This is a genomic window from Leptolyngbya sp. NIES-2104 (assembly GCF_001485215.1).
Lineage (GTDB): Bacteria > Cyanobacteriota > Cyanobacteriia > Leptolyngbyales > Leptolyngbyaceae > Leptolyngbya.
On sequence record NZ_BBWW01000001.1, the window covers coordinates 4,855,982 to 4,873,445 of the forward strand.

General features: G+C 46.7%; 20 protein-coding genes. 11 read left to right on the forward strand and 9 right to left on the reverse strand.

Going from position 1 to position 17,464, the window contains the following annotated elements; all coding sequences use genetic code 11:
• Positions 1 to 69: 69 nt before the first annotated feature.
• The gene (locus NIES2104_RS23360; protein ID WP_059000644.1) at positions 70 to 1,263 is read left to right on the forward strand and encodes a bifunctional sterol desaturase/short chain dehydrogenase; all 1,194 of its coding nucleotides are present in this window, start codon (positions 70 to 72) and stop codon (positions 1,261 to 1,263) included.
• A 55-nt stretch (positions 1,264 to 1,318) separates the two neighbouring features.
• Here the strand turns inward: NIES2104_RS23360 and chlG are convergent, their stop codons facing one another.
• The 3 genes from chlG to NIES2104_RS23375 all read right to left on the reverse strand — a co-directional run bounded on the left by chlG (position 1,319) and on the right by NIES2104_RS23375 (position 3,765).
• Positions 1,319 to 2,311 carry a chlorophyll synthase ChlG gene (gene chlG / locus NIES2104_RS23365; protein WP_059000645.1) on the reverse strand — a complete coding sequence of 331 codons (993 nt, stop codon included), beginning with the start codon at positions 2,309 to 2,311 and terminating at the stop codon, positions 1,319 to 1,321.
• Positions 2,312 to 2,318: 7 nt separating this feature from the next.
• Positions 2,319 to 3,416: an ArsA family ATPase gene (locus NIES2104_RS23370; RefSeq protein WP_059000646.1), complete on the reverse strand. Its 1,098-nt coding sequence runs from the start codon at positions 3,414 to 3,416 to the stop codon at positions 2,319 to 2,321.
• A 94-nt stretch (positions 3,417 to 3,510) separates the two neighbouring features.
• Positions 3,511 to 3,765 carry a cytochrome b6f subunit family protein gene (locus tag NIES2104_RS23375; protein ID WP_339375194.1) on the reverse strand — a complete coding sequence of 85 codons (255 nt, stop codon included), beginning with the start codon at positions 3,763 to 3,765 and terminating at the stop codon, positions 3,511 to 3,513.
• 246 nt (positions 3,766 to 4,011) lie between these two features.
• On the opposite strand from NIES2104_RS23375, the gene NIES2104_RS23380 reads away from it, so the two are divergent.
• Entirely contained in the window at positions 4,012 to 4,752 is a 741-nt protein-coding gene (locus NIES2104_RS23380) for an SH3 domain-containing protein (RefSeq protein WP_059000647.1), read from the forward strand.
• A gap of 497 nt (positions 4,753 to 5,249) precedes the next feature.
• On the opposite strand, the gene NIES2104_RS23385 is transcribed toward NIES2104_RS23380, so the two are convergent.
• Positions 5,250 to 5,870 (reverse strand): superoxide dismutase, encoded by a 621-nt coding sequence (locus tag NIES2104_RS23385; RefSeq protein WP_059000648.1) that lies wholly within the window; start codon positions 5,868 to 5,870, stop codon positions 5,250 to 5,252.
• A 271-nt stretch (positions 5,871 to 6,141) separates the two neighbouring features.
• Complete coding sequence (locus NIES2104_RS23390; RefSeq protein ID WP_059000649.1) at positions 6,142 to 7,344, reverse strand: M20 family metallopeptidase; 1,203 nt, start codon at positions 7,342 to 7,344, stop codon at positions 6,142 to 6,144.
• 136 nt (positions 7,345 to 7,480) lie between these two features.
• Between NIES2104_RS23390 and NIES2104_RS23395 the strand changes: the two genes are divergently transcribed.
• The 4 genes from NIES2104_RS23395 (at position 7,481) to glgP (ending at position 10,894) form a co-directional block, all read left to right on the forward strand.
• Positions 7,481 to 7,741, forward strand: a complete 261-nt coding sequence (locus tag NIES2104_RS23395; RefSeq protein WP_059000650.1) for a hypothetical protein — start codon at positions 7,481 to 7,483, stop codon at positions 7,739 to 7,741.
• Complete coding sequence (locus tag NIES2104_RS23400; RefSeq protein ID WP_059000651.1) at positions 7,734 to 8,072, forward strand: type II toxin-antitoxin system PemK/MazF family toxin; 339 nt, start codon at positions 7,734 to 7,736, stop codon at positions 8,070 to 8,072. The genes NIES2104_RS23395 and NIES2104_RS23400 overlap by 8 nt, the downstream gene beginning before the upstream one ends.
• A 77-nt stretch (positions 8,073 to 8,149) precedes the next feature.
• Entirely contained in the window at positions 8,150 to 8,464 is a 315-nt protein-coding gene (locus NIES2104_RS23405; RefSeq protein ID WP_304608009.1) for a helix-turn-helix transcriptional regulator, read from the forward strand.
• Between the two features lie 210 nt (positions 8,465 to 8,674).
• A complete protein-coding gene (glgP, locus tag NIES2104_RS23410; RefSeq protein ID WP_059000653.1) occupies positions 8,675 to 10,894 on the forward strand; it encodes an alpha-glucan family phosphorylase in 2,220 nt (739 codons plus the stop codon).
• Between the two features lie 194 nt (positions 10,895 to 11,088).
• Here the strand turns inward: glgP and NIES2104_RS23415 are convergent, their stop codons facing one another.
• Positions 11,089 to 11,913 (reverse strand): hypothetical protein, encoded by an 825-nt coding sequence (locus tag NIES2104_RS23415; protein WP_059000654.1) that lies wholly within the window; start codon positions 11,911 to 11,913, stop codon positions 11,089 to 11,091.
• 110 nt (positions 11,914 to 12,023) lie between these two features.
• Complete coding sequence (locus NIES2104_RS23420) at positions 12,024 to 12,881, reverse strand: MBL fold metallo-hydrolase (protein WP_059000655.1); 858 nt, start codon at positions 12,879 to 12,881, stop codon at positions 12,024 to 12,026.
• Between the two features lie 136 nt (positions 12,882 to 13,017).
• On the opposite strand from NIES2104_RS23420, the gene NIES2104_RS23425 reads away from it, so the two are divergent.
• Both NIES2104_RS23425 and NIES2104_RS23430 read left to right on the forward strand, forming a co-directional pair.
• A complete protein-coding gene (locus tag NIES2104_RS23425) occupies positions 13,018 to 13,251 on the forward strand; it encodes a hypothetical protein (RefSeq protein WP_059000656.1) in 234 nt (77 codons plus the stop codon).
• The gene (locus NIES2104_RS23430) at positions 13,238 to 13,666 is read left to right on the forward strand and encodes a type II toxin-antitoxin system VapC family toxin (RefSeq protein ID WP_059000657.1); all 429 of its coding nucleotides are present in this window, start codon (positions 13,238 to 13,240) and stop codon (positions 13,664 to 13,666) included. Before NIES2104_RS23425 ends, NIES2104_RS23430 begins: the two co-directional genes overlap by 14 nt.
• 6 nt (positions 13,667 to 13,672) lie before the next feature.
• On the opposite strand, the gene NIES2104_RS23435 is transcribed toward NIES2104_RS23430, so the two are convergent.
• Positions 13,673 to 14,524: a DNA adenine methylase gene (locus NIES2104_RS23435; RefSeq protein WP_059000658.1), complete on the reverse strand. Its 852-nt coding sequence runs from the start codon at positions 14,522 to 14,524 to the stop codon at positions 13,673 to 13,675.
• 134 nt (positions 14,525 to 14,658) lie between these two features.
• On the opposite strand from NIES2104_RS23435, the gene NIES2104_RS23440 reads away from it, so the two are divergent.
• Genes NIES2104_RS23440 through NIES2104_RS23450 form a run of 3 tightly spaced genes read left to right on the forward strand, consistent with a single transcriptional unit; the run spans position 14,659 to position 16,906 of the window.
• Positions 14,659 to 14,859 (forward strand): DUF751 family protein, encoded by a 201-nt coding sequence (locus tag NIES2104_RS23440; RefSeq protein WP_059000659.1) that lies wholly within the window; start codon positions 14,659 to 14,661, stop codon positions 14,857 to 14,859.
• Positions 14,860 to 14,904: 45 nt separating this feature from the next.
• On the forward strand, positions 14,905 to 15,291 hold the full coding sequence (gene rbfA, locus NIES2104_RS23445) for a 30S ribosome-binding factor RbfA (protein WP_059000660.1): 387 nt from the start codon (positions 14,905 to 14,907) through the stop codon (positions 15,289 to 15,291).
• The gene (locus NIES2104_RS23450; RefSeq protein WP_339375195.1) at positions 15,263 to 16,906 is read left to right on the forward strand and encodes a glycoside hydrolase family 3 N-terminal domain-containing protein; all 1,644 of its coding nucleotides are present in this window, start codon (positions 15,263 to 15,265) and stop codon (positions 16,904 to 16,906) included. Before rbfA ends, NIES2104_RS23450 begins: the two co-directional genes overlap by 29 nt.
• Here the strand turns inward: NIES2104_RS23450 and NIES2104_RS23455 are convergent.
• Positions 16,883 to 17,356: a Tab2 family RNA-binding protein gene (locus tag NIES2104_RS23455; protein ID WP_059000661.1), complete on the reverse strand. Its 474-nt coding sequence runs from the start codon at positions 17,354 to 17,356 to the stop codon at positions 16,883 to 16,885. The genes NIES2104_RS23450 and NIES2104_RS23455 overlap by 24 nt on opposite strands.
• Positions 17,357 to 17,464: the final 108 nt, after the last annotated feature.

Sequence of the window (17,464 nt, forward strand, 5' to 3'; positions counted from 1 at the left end):
CGATCGATTGAAACCCCAGAGTCACGGTAAAGTAGGAAAGGTTTTATTAAGAAGCATTACATCGGGTTCATGGATTTGCGATTTCTGGACAATCAGCTACTCGTTCAATGCCTCCTCGGAATCTCTGCGATCGTCTTAGCAGAACTGATACGGGACGCTTATCACCTTGCCGGACACTACTGGCAACCCTTGAGAAAATTCCATAATCTGCACCACAAAGCGTATCGCCCCGATTTGACGATCGCGAATTTAGAAACGTATCAACGAGCGCAGCTTTACAATGATGTTCCAGAAGCGATGGCGATGTTTAGTGCGACCACGCTAATGGCAGGACTCACTCAAATGCCGGGATTCTGGCTTGGATCGCTCTATTCGCTGGTGTTTCTGATTCCTGCACTGGCGCGATCGCAAGGTCTGTTACTGCAAACCGATGTCACGCACAAACAGGGTGATTTAGTCGATTTGCCCAAACCCTGGATTGTGAATCGCACTTATCACTGGCGACATCATTTCGATGAGCCGAACGCTTACTTCTGCGGTCATTTTACGATCGTCGATAAAATGCTAGGAACCAGTTTGTCGCTCAAAGATAAGACGGTGGCGATTACGGGCGCGTCGGGTGCGCTCGGTCAGGCGTTAGTGGCAGAGTTGACCAAACAAGGCGCGAGAGTGGTAGCACTAACGACCCGCGATGATGCCCAATTTGGGTCTAAGGTCGAGGTGTTACAGTGGCGAATTGGAGCCGAGGAAGAACTGCGATCGCGCCTTCAGAAAGTCGATATTTTTATCCTTAATCATGGCGTGAATGTGTACGGCGATCGTTCTCCTGAAGCCATTCAAAAATCTTATGAAGTGAATACATTTTCGACTTGGAAACTAGCGGAACTGTTCTTAGAAACGGTGACCGAATCTTCGCACAAAGCACTTAAAGAACTTTGGATTAATACCTCAGAAGCAGAAGTTAATCCTGCATTTAGTCCACTGTATGAACTTTCAAAACGGACGCTAGGCGATCTCATTACGATGCGTCGATTGGATGCGCCTTGTATTATTCGGAAGTTGATTCTGGGTCCCTTTAAGAGCCAGTTGAATCCTTACGGGGTGATGTCTGCACCGGGAGTGGCTTGGGCGATCGTATCTCTTGCAAGACGCGATTTTCGTGACATTATTGTGACGATTAATCCGATTACGTATGCCCTGTTTCCGATTAAAGAGGCGTTGCAATCCTTGTATTTTCGGATGTTTACTCGATCGAGTTCCTGACAAAAAAGCCCTCAGAATTCTGAGGGCTTAAAAGTTTTTCAATTTCAAAAAAACTCTACACACCTGCATGTCCGAGTGCCAGAGCAGTTACGAGCATTCCAAATACCAAGAACGGTTGGGCACTCGCTTGATACTTAACATCGTTTTGAATGGGGTTACGCAGAAAATACATATCCTGAAATGTAATCTGCGGAATAATCAACAAAATCAGCAACGTTGCATAGAGATTTTGTCCGATCGACATCAAATAAGCCGCAACGCCCCCCTGAAAGACATCAATCATCGCAACACAAATCCAAGCCGCTGTGGAAACTCCAAAGATGACAGGCAAAGATTTCAAGCCCAATGCTCGATCGCCTTCCACGCTCTTAAAGTCATTGACGATCGCAATTCCCAATCCGGAGAAACTATAGAACAGCGTCAATAAAATAATCGTTGGGGTCAATTCCCCAAACAGCGCATGACCCGTCCACCAAGGAATCGCGATATAGCTTGCACCGAGCGCATAACAGCCCAGCCAACCGTTCTGTTTCAGCTTCAGAGGCGGCGCAGAGTAGATGTAAGACAGGAATGAACCGACGATCGCTAACACGGTAATCGTCGGAAACTCATGACCCGCCCAGCGATCGAGCACATACGCTAATCCAATTCCACTCAGGAGCAGCAGCCAAATCTGTACCACTACTTGCGGTAAGGAAATTGCACCAGAAGGAATCGGGCGATAAGGTTCATTGATTGCGTCGATTTCTCGATCGTAGTAATCGTTCAGAATCTGCGTATAACCCGTCAGCAAGGGACCCGCCAACAGCATACAGGCTGCCGATTTTAGCACATCCTCTAAAGCCCAGTGATAGTTACCCGATGAAGCCGCACCGCATAAAATTCCCCACATCAGCGGAATCCAGGTAATCGGCTTCATCAGTTGTAGGCGAATCTTCCAAATCGAGGATTCCTTCACGTCAGCCCCTTTCATACCGAGAAGCTGACGAGTTTTGGCAGAACGGTTTTCTGCTTCGGAGTTCGTTGTGAGGTCAGGAGAATCTGTCATAAACCTGTTAAAAAGAAATAATGAGATAGCCGTCTTGGAATTTTGCGCCGGTCACAGGTTGTCCCCGCAGTGCCGCAGGTAAGTCGATGTTTCGTCGCTGATCGCCCGCTTCGATCGTGATTTCAGTTCCGTATTGGGTGAGCTTGACTTGCTTTTTATCAAATCCTGGCAAGAACAAGCTGACTTTTCTTTCAGCTACGTTGATCGCGATCGGGCGAGGCGCTTCAGTGGTTCGATCGAAGTCTGGCAGGGCATCGATCATCGGTTGCCAATCGTTCACAGGCTGAGTCGGAATCGTAGAAACGCTTAACGGTTGGAACGTTTCATCTAATCCAGCCGCATCCGTCGATCGATTCAAAATTACGCCCGCTACGGTTAATCCGACTTGTTGAGCGCTGCCCCAAAGAAATTTCGCGGATGCGATCGCGCTTTCATCCTCAGTGGTGACTAAATAAGCCGCCATCTGTTTCGGATCGTTGACCGCTCGTTTACCTTGTTCTAACAAGTCATTCACTTGTCCAGTCGGTTGAGCGAAGTTATCTCCAGCAAAATTCACATTGTTGAACACTGCCGCCGCCACAGGTTGAATGAATGGCGAAATCGTTTTGCCTAAATCCGAATCGATGAACAATTGACGGAAGCGACGAATATACCAGCTTGCGACTTCAGCCGTTCCGATCATTCGCAGCGTGTTTTGATCGCCTGTTCCATCGTAGACGATCGCATCATAGCGATTACTCTGATTGAATTCCCGCAGTGCATTCAACGCCAGTAATTGATCCAATCCTGGAAAAATGCCCAATTCCTGACCGAACACATTCTTGAAAAAGGGAGTCCGGAGATATTGCGCCTCCAGCTTTTTCACCTCATCCCAACTGCGCTCTAGTAGCGTGGTCGTCTGTAGCTGAGCTGCGCTTAAATTGGGCGCGATCTCTTGTGGATCAACTCCGACCGAAGTTCCTAATACCAAATCGAACGCTGGACTTGAATCCTGTCCAACGAGCAACACCCGCTTACCCTGGCTTGCCAACTTTTTCGCGGCTGCGATCGCGATCGTGGTTCGTCCAGTGCCGCCTTTACCCAGAAACGTCAATATAAAAGCCATATCCAATATCTGATCAATTGAGGGAGTCAGAACGCGACAAATCAAGAACGAATCCTTGATTCTCGAATCCTCACTCCCCTATGGTATCGACCGATTAGTCGTACTGTTCGAGTTCGTCTTCAAAAAACCAAGTTGAATACTTGTCATCAAACTGAACGAGCATTCCGATCCCCTTACCGTCAACCACTTTGAATTGACGCACCACGCCGACCGCACCGAGCTTTTTAATCACTTCTTGAGACACACGATCGCGCAACCGACGAACGCGAACTTTTTGACCGATTTCCATTACCATTTCTGCTACTTGACCATCCTGAAGTGTACCAGAATGTTGCAGCGTATTAAGCACACGTCAAGCTAGAACACCGCGATCGAGGGGTGATCCCCCGCATGGGTCAGCCCTCAATCGAACTGTCAAGTGTAAGAACACGATGAAATTCAAAGGCTGACTGTCACCGGATTGTTAGGACTTCTGAACGCAAATCGGGGAACGTTAGGGCAAGCTACAAGAGTAACGATGGAAGTACAGAAATTTGAAGCTTCCTTGATCACCTGCCTAAATTAGCCCTGAACTGGATCAGCGTGAGGCATCACCATGTCGGTTGACATTAAATCTTTTTTAAGTTCTCCTCTCAAGGTTGGGGCTTGTCTCACCGCAACCGTCACCCTAGTTGGCACTGTGTACGCGCTGACGTATCCTCGATCGATGGTCAAACGTGCAGAGTCGGCTCAGATGGTTCAAGCAAACCGCTGTACGACGGTGGTGTTCGACGACAAACCCCCGCTGAATGTGCGACAAAGCCCGATCGAGCAACCGGGTAACGTTGTTGCCTCACTGAATAACGGCGAAGTGCTGACCGTGGTTGCAGAACAAGACGGTTGGCTGAGAATCAGTGCTCCGACCGTGGGCTGGGTCTATGAGAAATTGACGCGAAAAACCTGTGACAGTGATCCACCTGCGGCAACGCTGGTTCGGAGACGAATTAATGATCCCGTGTTGGCGACGCTTCCCGATGAGCCAGGAACTCAACTGTATCGAGAGGCAATATCTCAATATCAGAGCGGCAATTTAACCGGTGCGATCGCGTTAATGCGATCGATTTCAGCCGATAGCGCTGCCTATCGCCATGCCCAAACTGCTTTGAAGACAATGCCTCAAAGCTGGGATCAGGCAGAAACGAAATATGAGACGGCTCGTGCCGCCGAGAAACAAAGTCGCTGGGGTGAAATTCTCGTCATTGCCACTGATTATCCAGATATTCGGCATTGGCGAGAGAAGTTAGCGCCGATCGTGAAAAAGGCAACCCGAATGCACCATTTCACGACGAATAATTAATTCAGAATCAATCTCATTTAGATGTGCCAGTCGTATTTACAGCGGCTGGCACATTGCTTTTAGAGAGTATTTGAAACGTCTTTGTTTGTTGCAACACCCCGCCCTGAAATGAATTTCGGGCTAACTGTGGAAAGTCTACTGAAGTAGACTGGGAGCCAGTTTCAAGTCTTAGTCCATTTCTAATGGACTTTCGCCGATTAGCCCGAAATTCTATTTCAGGGCGGGGTGTTGCAACGAACGACACTTCTCAAACATCCCCTTAACAGCATGAGTCACCGTCAATCATTGAACGGGGCGCTTTTTGTCTTATTTGCTATTCCGCACCAGTTCGTAATTTAAATAATAAAAACCGACAGTCTTCCTGAGAAATCTGTCGGCCAGTCGTGTGTTCCCTGTTGATGACTCGGCTAAAGTTGAGTCTTCTACAGTATGTCTGTGGTTAATGATACCTTGAGTGATCGAGATCACACAAGTCTGTGATTCTGATCACAGCCAGCCTAGTTTCCGCTCATAGCAGCATCAAAGCGGCGATTAATTTCTTCCCAATTCAAGACATTCCACCAAGCATTGAGATATTCCGGACGACGATTCTGATATTTCAGATAGTAAGCGTGTTCCCACACGTCGTTCCCCATAATCGGCGTATGTCCTTCTGTAAGCGGGCTATCTTGATTCGGAGTGGAAACCACTTTGAGATCGCCTTGATTGGCGCGAACTAACCAAACCCAACCGCTACCAAATCGCTTTGTGCCTGCGTCGTTAAATTGCTGCTTGAAAGCATCAAAGCTACCGAAGGAATTATTAATCGCTTCGGCGATCGCGCCATTCGGCTCTCCGCTGCCATTCGATCCCATAATTTCCCAGAACATGGTGTGATTGACGTGACCGCCTGCATTATTGCGAACTGCCGTCCGAACATCTTCAGGCAATTGGTCGAGGCTGGTGACGAGTTCTTCAACCGACTTGCTTTGCAGATCGCTGTATTTCTCGATCGCAGCGTTCAAATTGTTCACATAAGCAGCATGGTGCTTATCGTGGTGAATCTGCATCGTGGTCGCATCAATGTACGGCTCTAGAGCGTCATAAGCATAAGGCAGCGGTTTCAATTCAAAAGCCATGAAAAATCTCCCAAATGAGTTATCAGAAAACTTGTTTGCTGTTTGTGTCGTTTCAGCTTTGATTCTTAAATCATAATCAGAATGACTATGAGTTGCATTAGTGTTAACCGTACAAAAACCGAATTAAAGGTACGATCGCTCTGTTCTAATGCTTCTTCAATACTGGAAAAACTCAGCAGAGCTTTTCTCTACACTTGGGCTTAAATTATTGATTTCTGTTCTCATTAAGTGAAATGCAATAAAAAAGGGGCTTTTCGCCCCCGTCATCGTTCTAATTCTGTTCTACACATCGAACGAAAATTTCTACCCCCATACCAAGCGCTGTTTCATCAAAATCAAACTTGGGATGATGATGCGGATAGTCGAGTCCGATTTGAGAGTTTGCGGAACCGAGGAAAAAGTAGCATCCTGGAACTTCCTGCAAAAAGAAGGACATATCCTCGCCGCCCATCGTTTGACAGTTGGGAACCACACCGATCGGGGATTCGACCACGGTTTCAGCCACCAATCGCACTAAATCCGCGATCGCGCCATCGTTAATCACAGGCGGATACAACGATTGGTAATCCAACTCATACGATGCGCCATGTGCCTGACAAATGCCCGCTACAATCTGCTCAATCCGCTGTTTGAAGTATCCGGCATAATTCGGGTTGAAATAGCGTACCGTCCCTTTTAACTGCGCTGAAGCGGCAATCACATTACAAGCGTTTCCAGCGTGAAATGCACCGACGGTTACAACCGCAGATTCGATCGGGTCAACATTTCGAGCCACGATCGTTTGCAGCGCGTTCACGATTTGAGAACCGACGACAATCGAATCGATCGTTTGTTGTGGAATTGCACCGTGTCCACCTTTACCGAGAATCACTAACTCAAACGTTTCGACTGCTGCCATTAATGCCCCCGTCCGAACGCCAACGGTTCCGAGCGGCAAGTTATTCCACAAATGCAGTCCGATAATCGCATCAACATCAGGATTTTTCAGCACCCCTGCTTCGATCATCGGTTTCGCGCCGCCCGGACCTTCTTCGGCAGGCTGAAAAATGAATTTGACAGTGCCGGAAAAATCGCGATGCTGAGACAAATAATATGCGGTTCCAAGCGCGATCGTAATATGCCCATCATGTCCGCAAGCGTGCATCATGCCGTCATGCTGCGACTTATACGGCACATCATTCTGCTCTTGAATCGGGAGCGCGTCCATATCGGCTCGAATCGCCAACACCCGACCCGGACGATTTCCCTCGATCGTGGCAACAATCCCAGTTTTAGCAATCCCTGTTTCGTGCGGAATCTGCCATTGTCGCAGCTTTTCAGTAATAAACTCAGCCGTTAACGCTTCTCGAAAGCCGAGTTCGGGGCGTTGGTGTAATTGTCTGCGCCATGTAACCAGTTGGGCTTGCAGCGATCGAATTTCTAATCGAATCTGCGATAAGTCAACCGAAGGCGAACTAATAAACGTTGAAACCATAGTGATTAGACCCTTTGCAATGCGTCAATCTATTGTGTGATCCCAAAGAATTGATGTCGATTCAACTTGTGAGATCTCCACTATCGCAAATTTGACCACAAGAGCGAAAATGGAGTTAATGCGTTCTATCGTTACTATGACCATTGAACAGATTTTAGAGACTTTGCCTCATCTAAGTTTTGACGATCGCAATAAGGTGCTCGATAAGTTGTCTGAGATTATTCAATCAGAATCAATCAAATCGAAAGAACTTCAAAAACAGCAGATGAGACTTGCTGCTCTAGAAGCGATCGAGGATTATCTGCCAGGAAGCGATCTTCTAGCGTTTGATGAGATTGAAGGAGAAGACTTCTACGATTACGAGAATAAAGGTTCTGAGTTAACTAATCATGCGTAGAGGCGAGATTTGGATTGCGAGACTTTCGCCCACAGAAGGTGCAGAAATTGGTAAAACTCGTCCGGTTGTAATTGTCAGTGATGATTTAGTTGGAGTGCTTGACCTTAAAGTTGTTGTGCCAATTACCGATTGGAAAGAGCGTTTTGCCAAGCGAAATTGGATGGCTCGATTAGAGCCTTCTACAGAGAACGGACTAACGAAAGTCTCAGCGATCGATGCGTTTCAGATTCGCTCAGTTTCACAAACAAGATTAGTAAATCAAATCGGCATTCTTTCTAACATCGAAATGGATGCGATCGCGAATGCCCTGATCGCCGTACTCAGTCTGTAACCTGCAAGAATTCTTCACATCCTTCTCTGAACAAAGCGCAGTAACGATCTCGTCTTTGAAAGCTACGTGATTTACCGATGTTGCTATCTACAACCATTTACGAACGCGATTCGCTTTGCCAAAATCTCCACATGGGAAAAGCAGGAAAGGCACTACGGCAAGTACTCTCGACCTATGGGATCAGCCAAAATCGATTGGCGGTCACAATGGGAATCAATCGATCGACTGTGCATCAGTGGGTCAACGAAATCAGTGATCCCCTGGCTGAAGCGGTCACACACATGATCAAAGCATTGCGCGAAATCAACAGTACCGCTGCGGAAGACTTTATCGATTTGTATTTAGAACGGCAATCGTCACAACCCGCCTCGGAGCCTGAAGACAATCTGTAATTCTCCGTCATCTATCGTTAAACAGTGCTAGAAAACGATAGGACAGGACTTGTGTAAAACGGGTTACAATCCAATCGATCGCAGTTTGAGCATTAGTCTCTACTCTGTACACCTGCGGATTCTGATCGTTTCGGGATCAATTAAGCTGCAAAATACGCCCCTGAATGCTCAGAATTCATCGTTTAAGAAAAGCAAAGAGATCTTCAACCTATGACCTATATTTCAACTGTCAATCCGGCTGACAGACTGAGTGCACGTTTACCCCAAGCGCTTAAACCTCTGGCTGAAATTGCTTATAACTATTGGTGGTGCTGGACTCCGGATATGATTTCGCTGTTTCAGTCGATCAATCCTGACGAGTGGGAGCGATGCGGGCACAATCCAGTTGCACTCTTGGAAACGATTAGCTTCGATCGCTTAACTCAATTGGCTTCTGAACCGAACTACATGGGTCGGCTCAAAGCACTTTCTGAACAGTTTACCCAGTATGTGAATTCAGCTGATACTTGGTCGAGTCGTGTTGCGCCTCAGATTACACGAGAGCACCCGATCGCGTATTTCTGCGCTGAATTTGGACTGCATGAATCGCTGCAAATCTACTCCGGTGGTCTTGGTATTCTTGCTGGGGATCACTTGAAATCCGCTTCAGATTTGGGCGTTCCTCTGGTCGGTGTGGGGTTGCTCTATCGCCAAGGCTATTTCCGCCAAAAACTAAACCAAAGCGGTTGGCAAGAGGATTACTACATTAACAATCCGTTCGATCGCTTACCGTTGCAATTGTTAACCGATGCGAATGGACAGCCGCTCGTGTTTGAAGTGCTGGTGCGGCATCGGAACGTCAAAGTGCAGGTTTGGAAAGCGCAAGTTGGGCGAGTCAGCTTGTTCTTGATGGATACCGATCGAGAAGATAATGATCCCATCGATCGCTGGCTCACGGGTCACTTGTACGGCGGTAATCAAGAAACCCGGATTGCTCAAGAAGTGATTCTCGGAATTGGTGGCGTTCGGGCACTCGAAGCAGTTGGAATCGAGCCAGCCGTTTACCACTTGAACGAAGGACACGCGGCATTCTGTCTGCTCGAAGTGTGTCGTCAAGAGATTGAGAAGACGGGCAAATCGTTCTATGACATCGAAAAGTCGGTGCGCGATCGCTGTGTGTTTACGACTCATACGCCTGTTCCCGCAGGTCATGACGTGTTCTCAGCCGACTTGATGGATTCGTTCTTTGCGAAGTACTGGGGACAATTAGGACTCTCGCGTGAACAATTCTTAGCATTGGGCGCACGTCGATTAGGTGATCCTTGGGAACCGTTCGGGATGACGGTGCTGGCACTCAGATTATGTCGATCGGCAAACGGGGTGAGTGAACTTCACGGAGAAGTGTCACGCAAAATGTGGACTGTTCTCTATCCCGAAAAGAGCGAAGATAATGTTCCGATCGGGTACATCACGAATGGTGTTCATGCTTCGACTTGGACTTCTGCGATGATGGCAGATCTCTATCGCAAGTATTTAGGCGAAGACTGGACAACAAAAGTTCTTGATCCCCAAACTTGGGCGAAAATCGACAATGCTCCCGATGAGGAGATTTGGTGGAGACATCAGATTCTGAAAGAAAGATTAGTCGCGCACACTCGTCAGAAAGTGAAAACTTCGCGGCAGAATCGTGGGGAAGATTGGGGCATGATCGAAGCGGCTGATCATCTGCTTGACCCGAAGATTTTAACGATCGGCTTTGCTCGTCGTTTTAGTCCTTACAAACGCGGTGATTTGCTGCTGAGAAATGTTGAAAAAGCATTACAAATCTTCAGCAATGATGAACATCCCGTTCAGATCATTTTCTCTGGTAAAGCTCACCCTGCCGATGAAGAAGGCAAGCGGATTATTCAGCGAATTATGGAATGGTGTAAGACTCACTCCAATGTTCGCGATCGCGTTGCATTCATCGAAGATTACGACATGCACACGGCTCGAAAACTCGTCCAAGGTGTTGATGTGTGGCTGAACAATCCGCGCCGACCTTTGGAAGCGTCTGGAACCAGTGGGCAAAAGGTTTGCTTTAATGGCGGACTGAACTGTAGTGTGCTCGATGGTTGGTGGTGTGAAGGGTACTTAACTGATGCCAATGGAAAGCCGTTAAATGGTTGGGCGATCGGGGAAGATGCTCACACGAGTGATCAAGCGTTGCAAGACAAGATTGATTCTGATTCACTGTATGACCTGTTGGAGAACCAAATCATTCCGCTCTACTATGACCAGGATGAAAATGGTGTTCCGCATGGTTGGATTCAGATGATGAAAGCTTCGATTAAGACCAATTGCCCCGCATTTAATACGCATCGCATGATCGCGGATTATGTGGCACAGGTCTATGCTCCAGGAATTCAGGCGAATGTGCCGCTGACTTTGGCGAAAGTGCCTCAGAGTTAGTTCGATCATTATTGACTTAAACCCGCTCAACTCCTATTAATTTAGAGTTGAGCGGTTTCTTTTGCAGAATATGAAGCAAGCCAAGGGAACACAGAGTAAAGTTCTGGCGTGAATGCCTGAGCGAATAGAAGGCGGTGGTCATTCACGCCAGAGATCTAGTACTAAGTGTGACTAAGCAGCAAGTAGCAAAAACGCTAATTGCACCAGTCTTTTGAGTTTCCAAGAACAGAATAATTGACAGCAAGAGTAGTGAATTCCACATCAGGGTATTGATTGTCACCAAGAACAATCGATTTTCCGGATCTTTTTAGCGAGATATTTCTTTGAAGCTCCACGTTAAGCTGAGAGCCTTTTATACGTATACCTTCTTTTCCTACTAAGAGGTTGTGCCCGTTCGCCAATTTCATCTTTAGTTTATCAATAGAAATAACGTTATCGCTAGGACGGAAAGAGACTTGAGCAACAACCTTGCGAGGTCCGCTGCGTACTGTTAATGTTGTTCCTTCCATTGTGAAATCCCAAGAGCCACGATGAATTTGTACTTCATTATCGCAAAATTGAAGAGTACCCGTTCCATAGGGATCATTGAAAGCTCCAGCCAAAAGCCATTGCCCGTCCGACGTTGCAGGTGCTTTCATTCCAATAATCACAGTACCATTGATGGACAACCCAACACTATGACCATGCAATATATTGCCCCCTACATCCAGAAATAGAATATCTTCGGTTAGATGATGAGTCCAAATTGCAGATTGTCCTTGATTGTACGGTTTAGATCTTCGCTTCTTTATAGTTTGTACACTAAGACGACCAGCACTTTTGTCAGTGTGATGCGATGAGCAGAGTAATGCAATTCCCTCGGCTTTATGCTCACAAGCATCTTTATATGGAGGATCAAAGTGTTCATATTCGTACGGCAGCTTCCCGCAAATTACACAACCATTGCCGCATTCTTGCCGCACTACTCGTTTAACGGAATCTGGAATATCTCGCTCAAGACCATATTGATTCACACTCATGAATATGCTCGTTTCTCTATAGCATCACGTTAGCTATTCATGAGTTTATCGGGAATTTACGTAAATTGACGTATGATACTGTATCAAATAATAGAGGCTTTCAAGCTCATTCACCTTTTCATTTCGTTCACGTCTTTGTACGCCAACTTTTCCTCAGAAAGCATTTTAAGCTCGATCGCATCATGACTACAAAATAATCGAACTTCATTCTGATGGTTCGATGCTAATTTGCGAAGTCGGTCTTGATTGAGCAATCGCGCTTTACGATCGACTTCCATCATCCATTGATACGCTTTCAGTCCCGGAGTACATTTTGGATTCGGCTGCATTTCATCGCGGTAGAAGTAAGCATCACCTGCATGAAGGAGCCAACCTTCGAAAGTGTTGATCGCAATTCCTGCATGACCTTGTGTATGTCCAATCAGCGGAATAAATAAAATCTCTGGCGGCAGTCCTTCTAGCTCTCTGACCGCTTCAAATTCAAACCACGGTTCGCCATTCGGAGTGTAAAATTTCCAAGATTTTACTTCATCCCATTGTTTCGGACGATAGCGACGGTGTGAGATAAACCCTTCTCGATGTTGCACCGCATCATATTCACTCTGCATCACATGAACGGTTGCATTGGGAAAGTCTTCTAAGCCGCCTGCATGATCAAAATCAAGGTGAGTGAGAACAATGTGTCGGACATCTTGAGGGGAGAATCCTAGCTCTTCAATTTGGTTGATCGCGCTATATTTGCGATCGAATTGAATGTTATTAAACGTGACAAAAAACGGACTCAGGCGATTAAACGGTGCTTCAATATCGCGCAACCCGAAGCCTGTATCAACTAGAACTAATCCTTGATTCGTTTCAATCAGTAAACAGTGACAAACCAGATGCGATGTGATGCCACGACTGAAGCCATCCATCAATGCGCCCCCGACCGGACACATACAGCCACAGTTGAGATGATGAATTCGCATATCAGCCCTCTAGGTCACAACTGATCGAATCCTAGAGAGAATGCGATCGCTTTCCGTCTTTCTTATGAGAGATAACAAATGTTCAGCGCATTAAGTGATATCATTGCTATCATAATTGCAAAGTTAAAGAAAACGTATGGCAAATTTGATTGTCCGAAATATTGATGAAGCGATCGTGAAAGCACTCAAAAAACGAGCTAGTCGCAATGGTGTGAGCGCTGAAGCTGAACATCGCAAAATTCTAGAACAAGCATTGCTGCACCCTCAGAGAAAGTCTTTCTCAGAAGTACTGCATCAGATTCCGGAGGTAGGCAATGATTCAGATTTCGAGCGAGTTCAAGATGTGCCGATCCGCCATGTATTTGATTGATACAAACGTCATTAGCGAACTACGCAAAAAGAGCAAAGCAAACCCTAGTGTCCTGAGATTTTTTCGCCAAGCTGTTGACCAAGAAGCGTATCTCTACCTCAGTGTCATCACGATCGGTGAACTGCGTCGAGGCGTTGAACTGATTCGACATCGAGGCGATCAGCGTCAAGCAGAGATGCTAGAAGCCTGGTTGCAGACCGTTGTAGAAGACTATGCCGATCGTATTTTGGATTTTACTGAACTTGAAGCTCAGGTCTGGGGAAGATTGTGTGCGCCCAATCTTCACAATGTGCTAGATAAGCAAATTGCTGCAACTGCTCTCACTTGTAGCTTAACCCTGGTCACTCGCAATCTAAGCGACTTTGCAGATGCAGGAGTTCCACTACTCAATCCTTTTGAATCTATTGAGAATTGATTTCAATCAGTAATTGGTCACTAGCACTTCTGTAATTTTGCCGCGCTTCTCTGGGTTGCAGTTAATGTTGCGAGTGGCATAGATAGTATGAATGTTGAATTCCTTGTATAGCTCTTGGATAAACGGACAATCTGAGTTTGAAAGCATCACTTTCACACCTCGATCGCTCAGTTCTCGCATTACATCGCGCAATTGAATCTGCTGAGCTTCACTAAATGAGTAACGATTGTAAGCAGTAAAGCTACTGGTCGGACTCAGCGGATAATAAGGGGGATCAAAGTAAACGAAGTCTTCGGAGCTTCGAGCATATTGCAGCACTTGATCAAACGCTCCGGGTTCAATTTTTGCCGTTTGAAGCGCGATCGAGTCTGCTTTTAAAATTTGTGGATCATAAATTGCGGGCTTTTTGTAGCTCCCGATCGGTACATTAAAATGCCCTTTAGAATTCTCGCGGTACAGTCCGTTAAAGCAAGTTTTATTTAAGTAAATCAATCTAGCAGCGCGATCGATATTGTTCCCTTCGTAGAACCAATCATCATTTGGCGCAAGCTGGGCGCGGACTTGATAGTAATGATCAGGGCTATGGTGTTGATGATGGTGCTCTAATCGATCGATGAGTTCCTCAACGCGATCGCGTACACAGCGATAGACATTCACTAGCTCTAAATTAATATCAATTAATAAAGACTGTGAAGGCTGGAGATGAAAGAAAATTGCTCCACCTCCCACAAACGGCTCATAGTAATTTTGGTAACGTTCCGGGAAATGAAAAACGTACTGCGCGATCAACTGACTTTTTCCGCCCGCCCACTTAATAAACGGACGCGGTAACACCGGGGACTGTACTTGAGTAATCATGTTTTTATTTAACACCTAAAATACATTTGATCTGATCAGTTTAAGTATTACAAAAATTACAGTTTGATCAGGTTTCATAATTAATCGGCTCCCAGTTCTCGATATGATGGAATGGCGTTTAGAAAATAACCCTTATGATTCAAGACCTTTGGAACACCGTTTCTAAATATCCCAAGTTTGTCATCGGTGTCGTGCTGGGTGTGATTTTGAATGCGTTTGCGCCTCTGGTGCCGATGTTCAAACGTCCTTTAAGCGCGATCGCACTCGTCGGAATTCTCGTCGGGAGCTTTGCGTTTGTGTCTTTTACCTTAAAGGCAATGCTGGGCTTGAATTAGCGCCTGTTAGAATAAATCTTTTGTACTGAATAGGACGGGCAAGGTATGGCGACAGATCGAAGACAGGCTCGTGTCGCAGAATCGATTCGACGCGAAGTGAGTCAGATGCTATTGAATGGCATCAAAGACGATCGCGTAGGAACCGGAATGGTGAGCGTCACGGATGTTGATGTTTCGGGCGATTTGCAGCACGCCAAAATCTTTGTCAGCATCTACGGTGACGACGCAGCCAAAGCCGAAACAATGGCGGGTTTGAAGTCGGCGACGGGTTACGTTCGGAGCGAACTGGGTCAGCGAATTCGATTACGCAGAACACCAGAAGTGATCTTCATTGAGGATAATTCGCTGGAGCGAGGTGATAAAGTTCTAGGGTTAATTAATCGCCTCAGCCAAGAACGTAAACATGATGAAGACGTTTCTCCCGAATCTTGATGCGTTGACGTTACCGCAGCAAGTGGCTCAAATGGTCGTTGTGAGAGCTTCAGGCTTTTTGTTTGACCATGAGATTCAGTATCCAGTCTGGGAGCCACCTGCGGCGAGGTTACGTCACTGGGTCGAAAAATTGGGAGTGGGAGGTGTGATTCTCCTGGGTGCAAGTGCGGGAGAAATCGCGCTCAGAACGCAGCAGCTTCAATCCTGGGCAGCGGTTCCTTTATTAATCTGTGCCGATGTCGAAGAAGGAGTCGGACAGCGATTTTCTGGGGCAACTTGGTTTCCACCGCCCATGTCGATCGCTGAAATTGCCAAACGCGATTTACCCCTCGCCTGTCACTACGCGGAACAGATGGGACGGATTACGGCAGAGGAAAGTTTAGCGATCGGCTTAAATTGGCTCTTGTCTCCTACCGTTGATGTGAATAACAATCCAGACAATCCGGTGATCAATGTCCGGGCATTTGGCGAGACTCCAGAGATTGTCAGCGAACTTGCAGTGTCTTTTATCCGAGGGGCACATCAGCACCCGATTTTAACCACTGCAAAACATTTTCCGGGTCATGGTGATACGTCGATCGATTCTCACCTCGAATTGCCTGTGATTTTGCACGATCGCGATCGCTTAGAGAAAATCGAATTTCCTCCGTTCAAGGCTGCGATTTCAGCGGGTGTCGATGCCGTGATGAGCGCTCATCTGCAAATTCCTGCACTTGATCCGAACTATCCCGGCACACTCTCTCAGAAAGTTCTCACCGATGAACTAAGACACAATCTTGGGTTTGAAGGATTAGTCACAACGGATGCGCTGGTAATGGGCGCGATTACGAATCGATACGGAACCGAAGAAGCCTGTGTGCTGGCAGTCGAAGCGGGAACCGATATTTTGATGATGCCACTAGAGCCAGAGAAAGCGATTACAGCCGTATGTGCAGCGGTGGAAAGTGGGCGGATTTCTCGCGATCGCATTCAAGCCTCAGTTGAAAGAATTTGGAGAGCAAAACAGAAAGCTTGTGCGATCGAGATTCCCTCCAAAGAAGGTCACGCCTGGGAAAATCCACCCGAACCCGTTTTACAAACGAGCAACTTAACTGATTCGATTGCTCAACCGGAAGCTTTATCTATCAATGCTGATTTGTTGAGACAATCGATGAGATTCCACCATCCCAACCCGTCTCGATTAGCTTCTCTTAAAAGTGTTGGTCGCAATTTAGTGATTGTCGATAGCATTCTCGATTGTGATTTTCTCGGTCGAACCGCTCCTGCGATCGCATTTCCTACACAGTTTGGATTTACTCAGGTTGAAATCGTCGATCGACATACTCCGTACATTGATTTAAACAATCGCGATTCAAGCCCAACGCTATTACAGCTATTTATTCGAGGAAATCCCTTTCGCGGCATTGCTGGATTAACTCAAGCGGCACAAGATTGGTTTACCTATCTATTGAACACCGATCGATTATTTGCGATCGCGCTTTACGGCAGTCCTTATGTGCTCGATCGATTTATTCCCAGTTTGCCGTCTGATGTTCCTTATGTCTTCAGCTATGGACAAATGCGATCGAGCCAAGCGATCGCATTAGAAACACTATTTCAATCCCGGACTTCTTAACAACCAAAATCCGGTGTAAGTCATTCCCGAATCATCCGGCTCAACTAATAGAAAGTGGAGTCGATCGCTTTCTTTTTTGCGCTGTTCAAACAACTGAGCAGCGCTTCGCACTTCCGGATCTTCAAACGTTGCGACAATCCAGCGATCGACTTCTCCTGCATTCAAAATCAATCCATCGGGCGCACCTGCGATCGCATCAAGTGACACGGGCTGATTTGCCTTCAACCATCGTGCTAACTGCATCGATCGTCGTCCCCCATCGATCACGACTCCTGGAATCTGAACTGTCGATGCGATGCCTAAATTGATTGGGTAGAGGGCTTCGGGCATTTCGACGATCGGGATCGTGCGATTGGCGATCGACTCGACTAAATCACTCGATCGAAGCGATGCAAAGCGCCATTGTTCTCCCCACAAATTTTCGGGCAACGGCTGAGGAGGATTTCGCATAAATTAGCAGAATGCAGAACGAACTCTATTCTATGAGATTTACGGTGTCAGCAATGTTGCGGAGATGCGATCGTGAAACCACGCAATTCTCAAAATCGGTGCAGACAC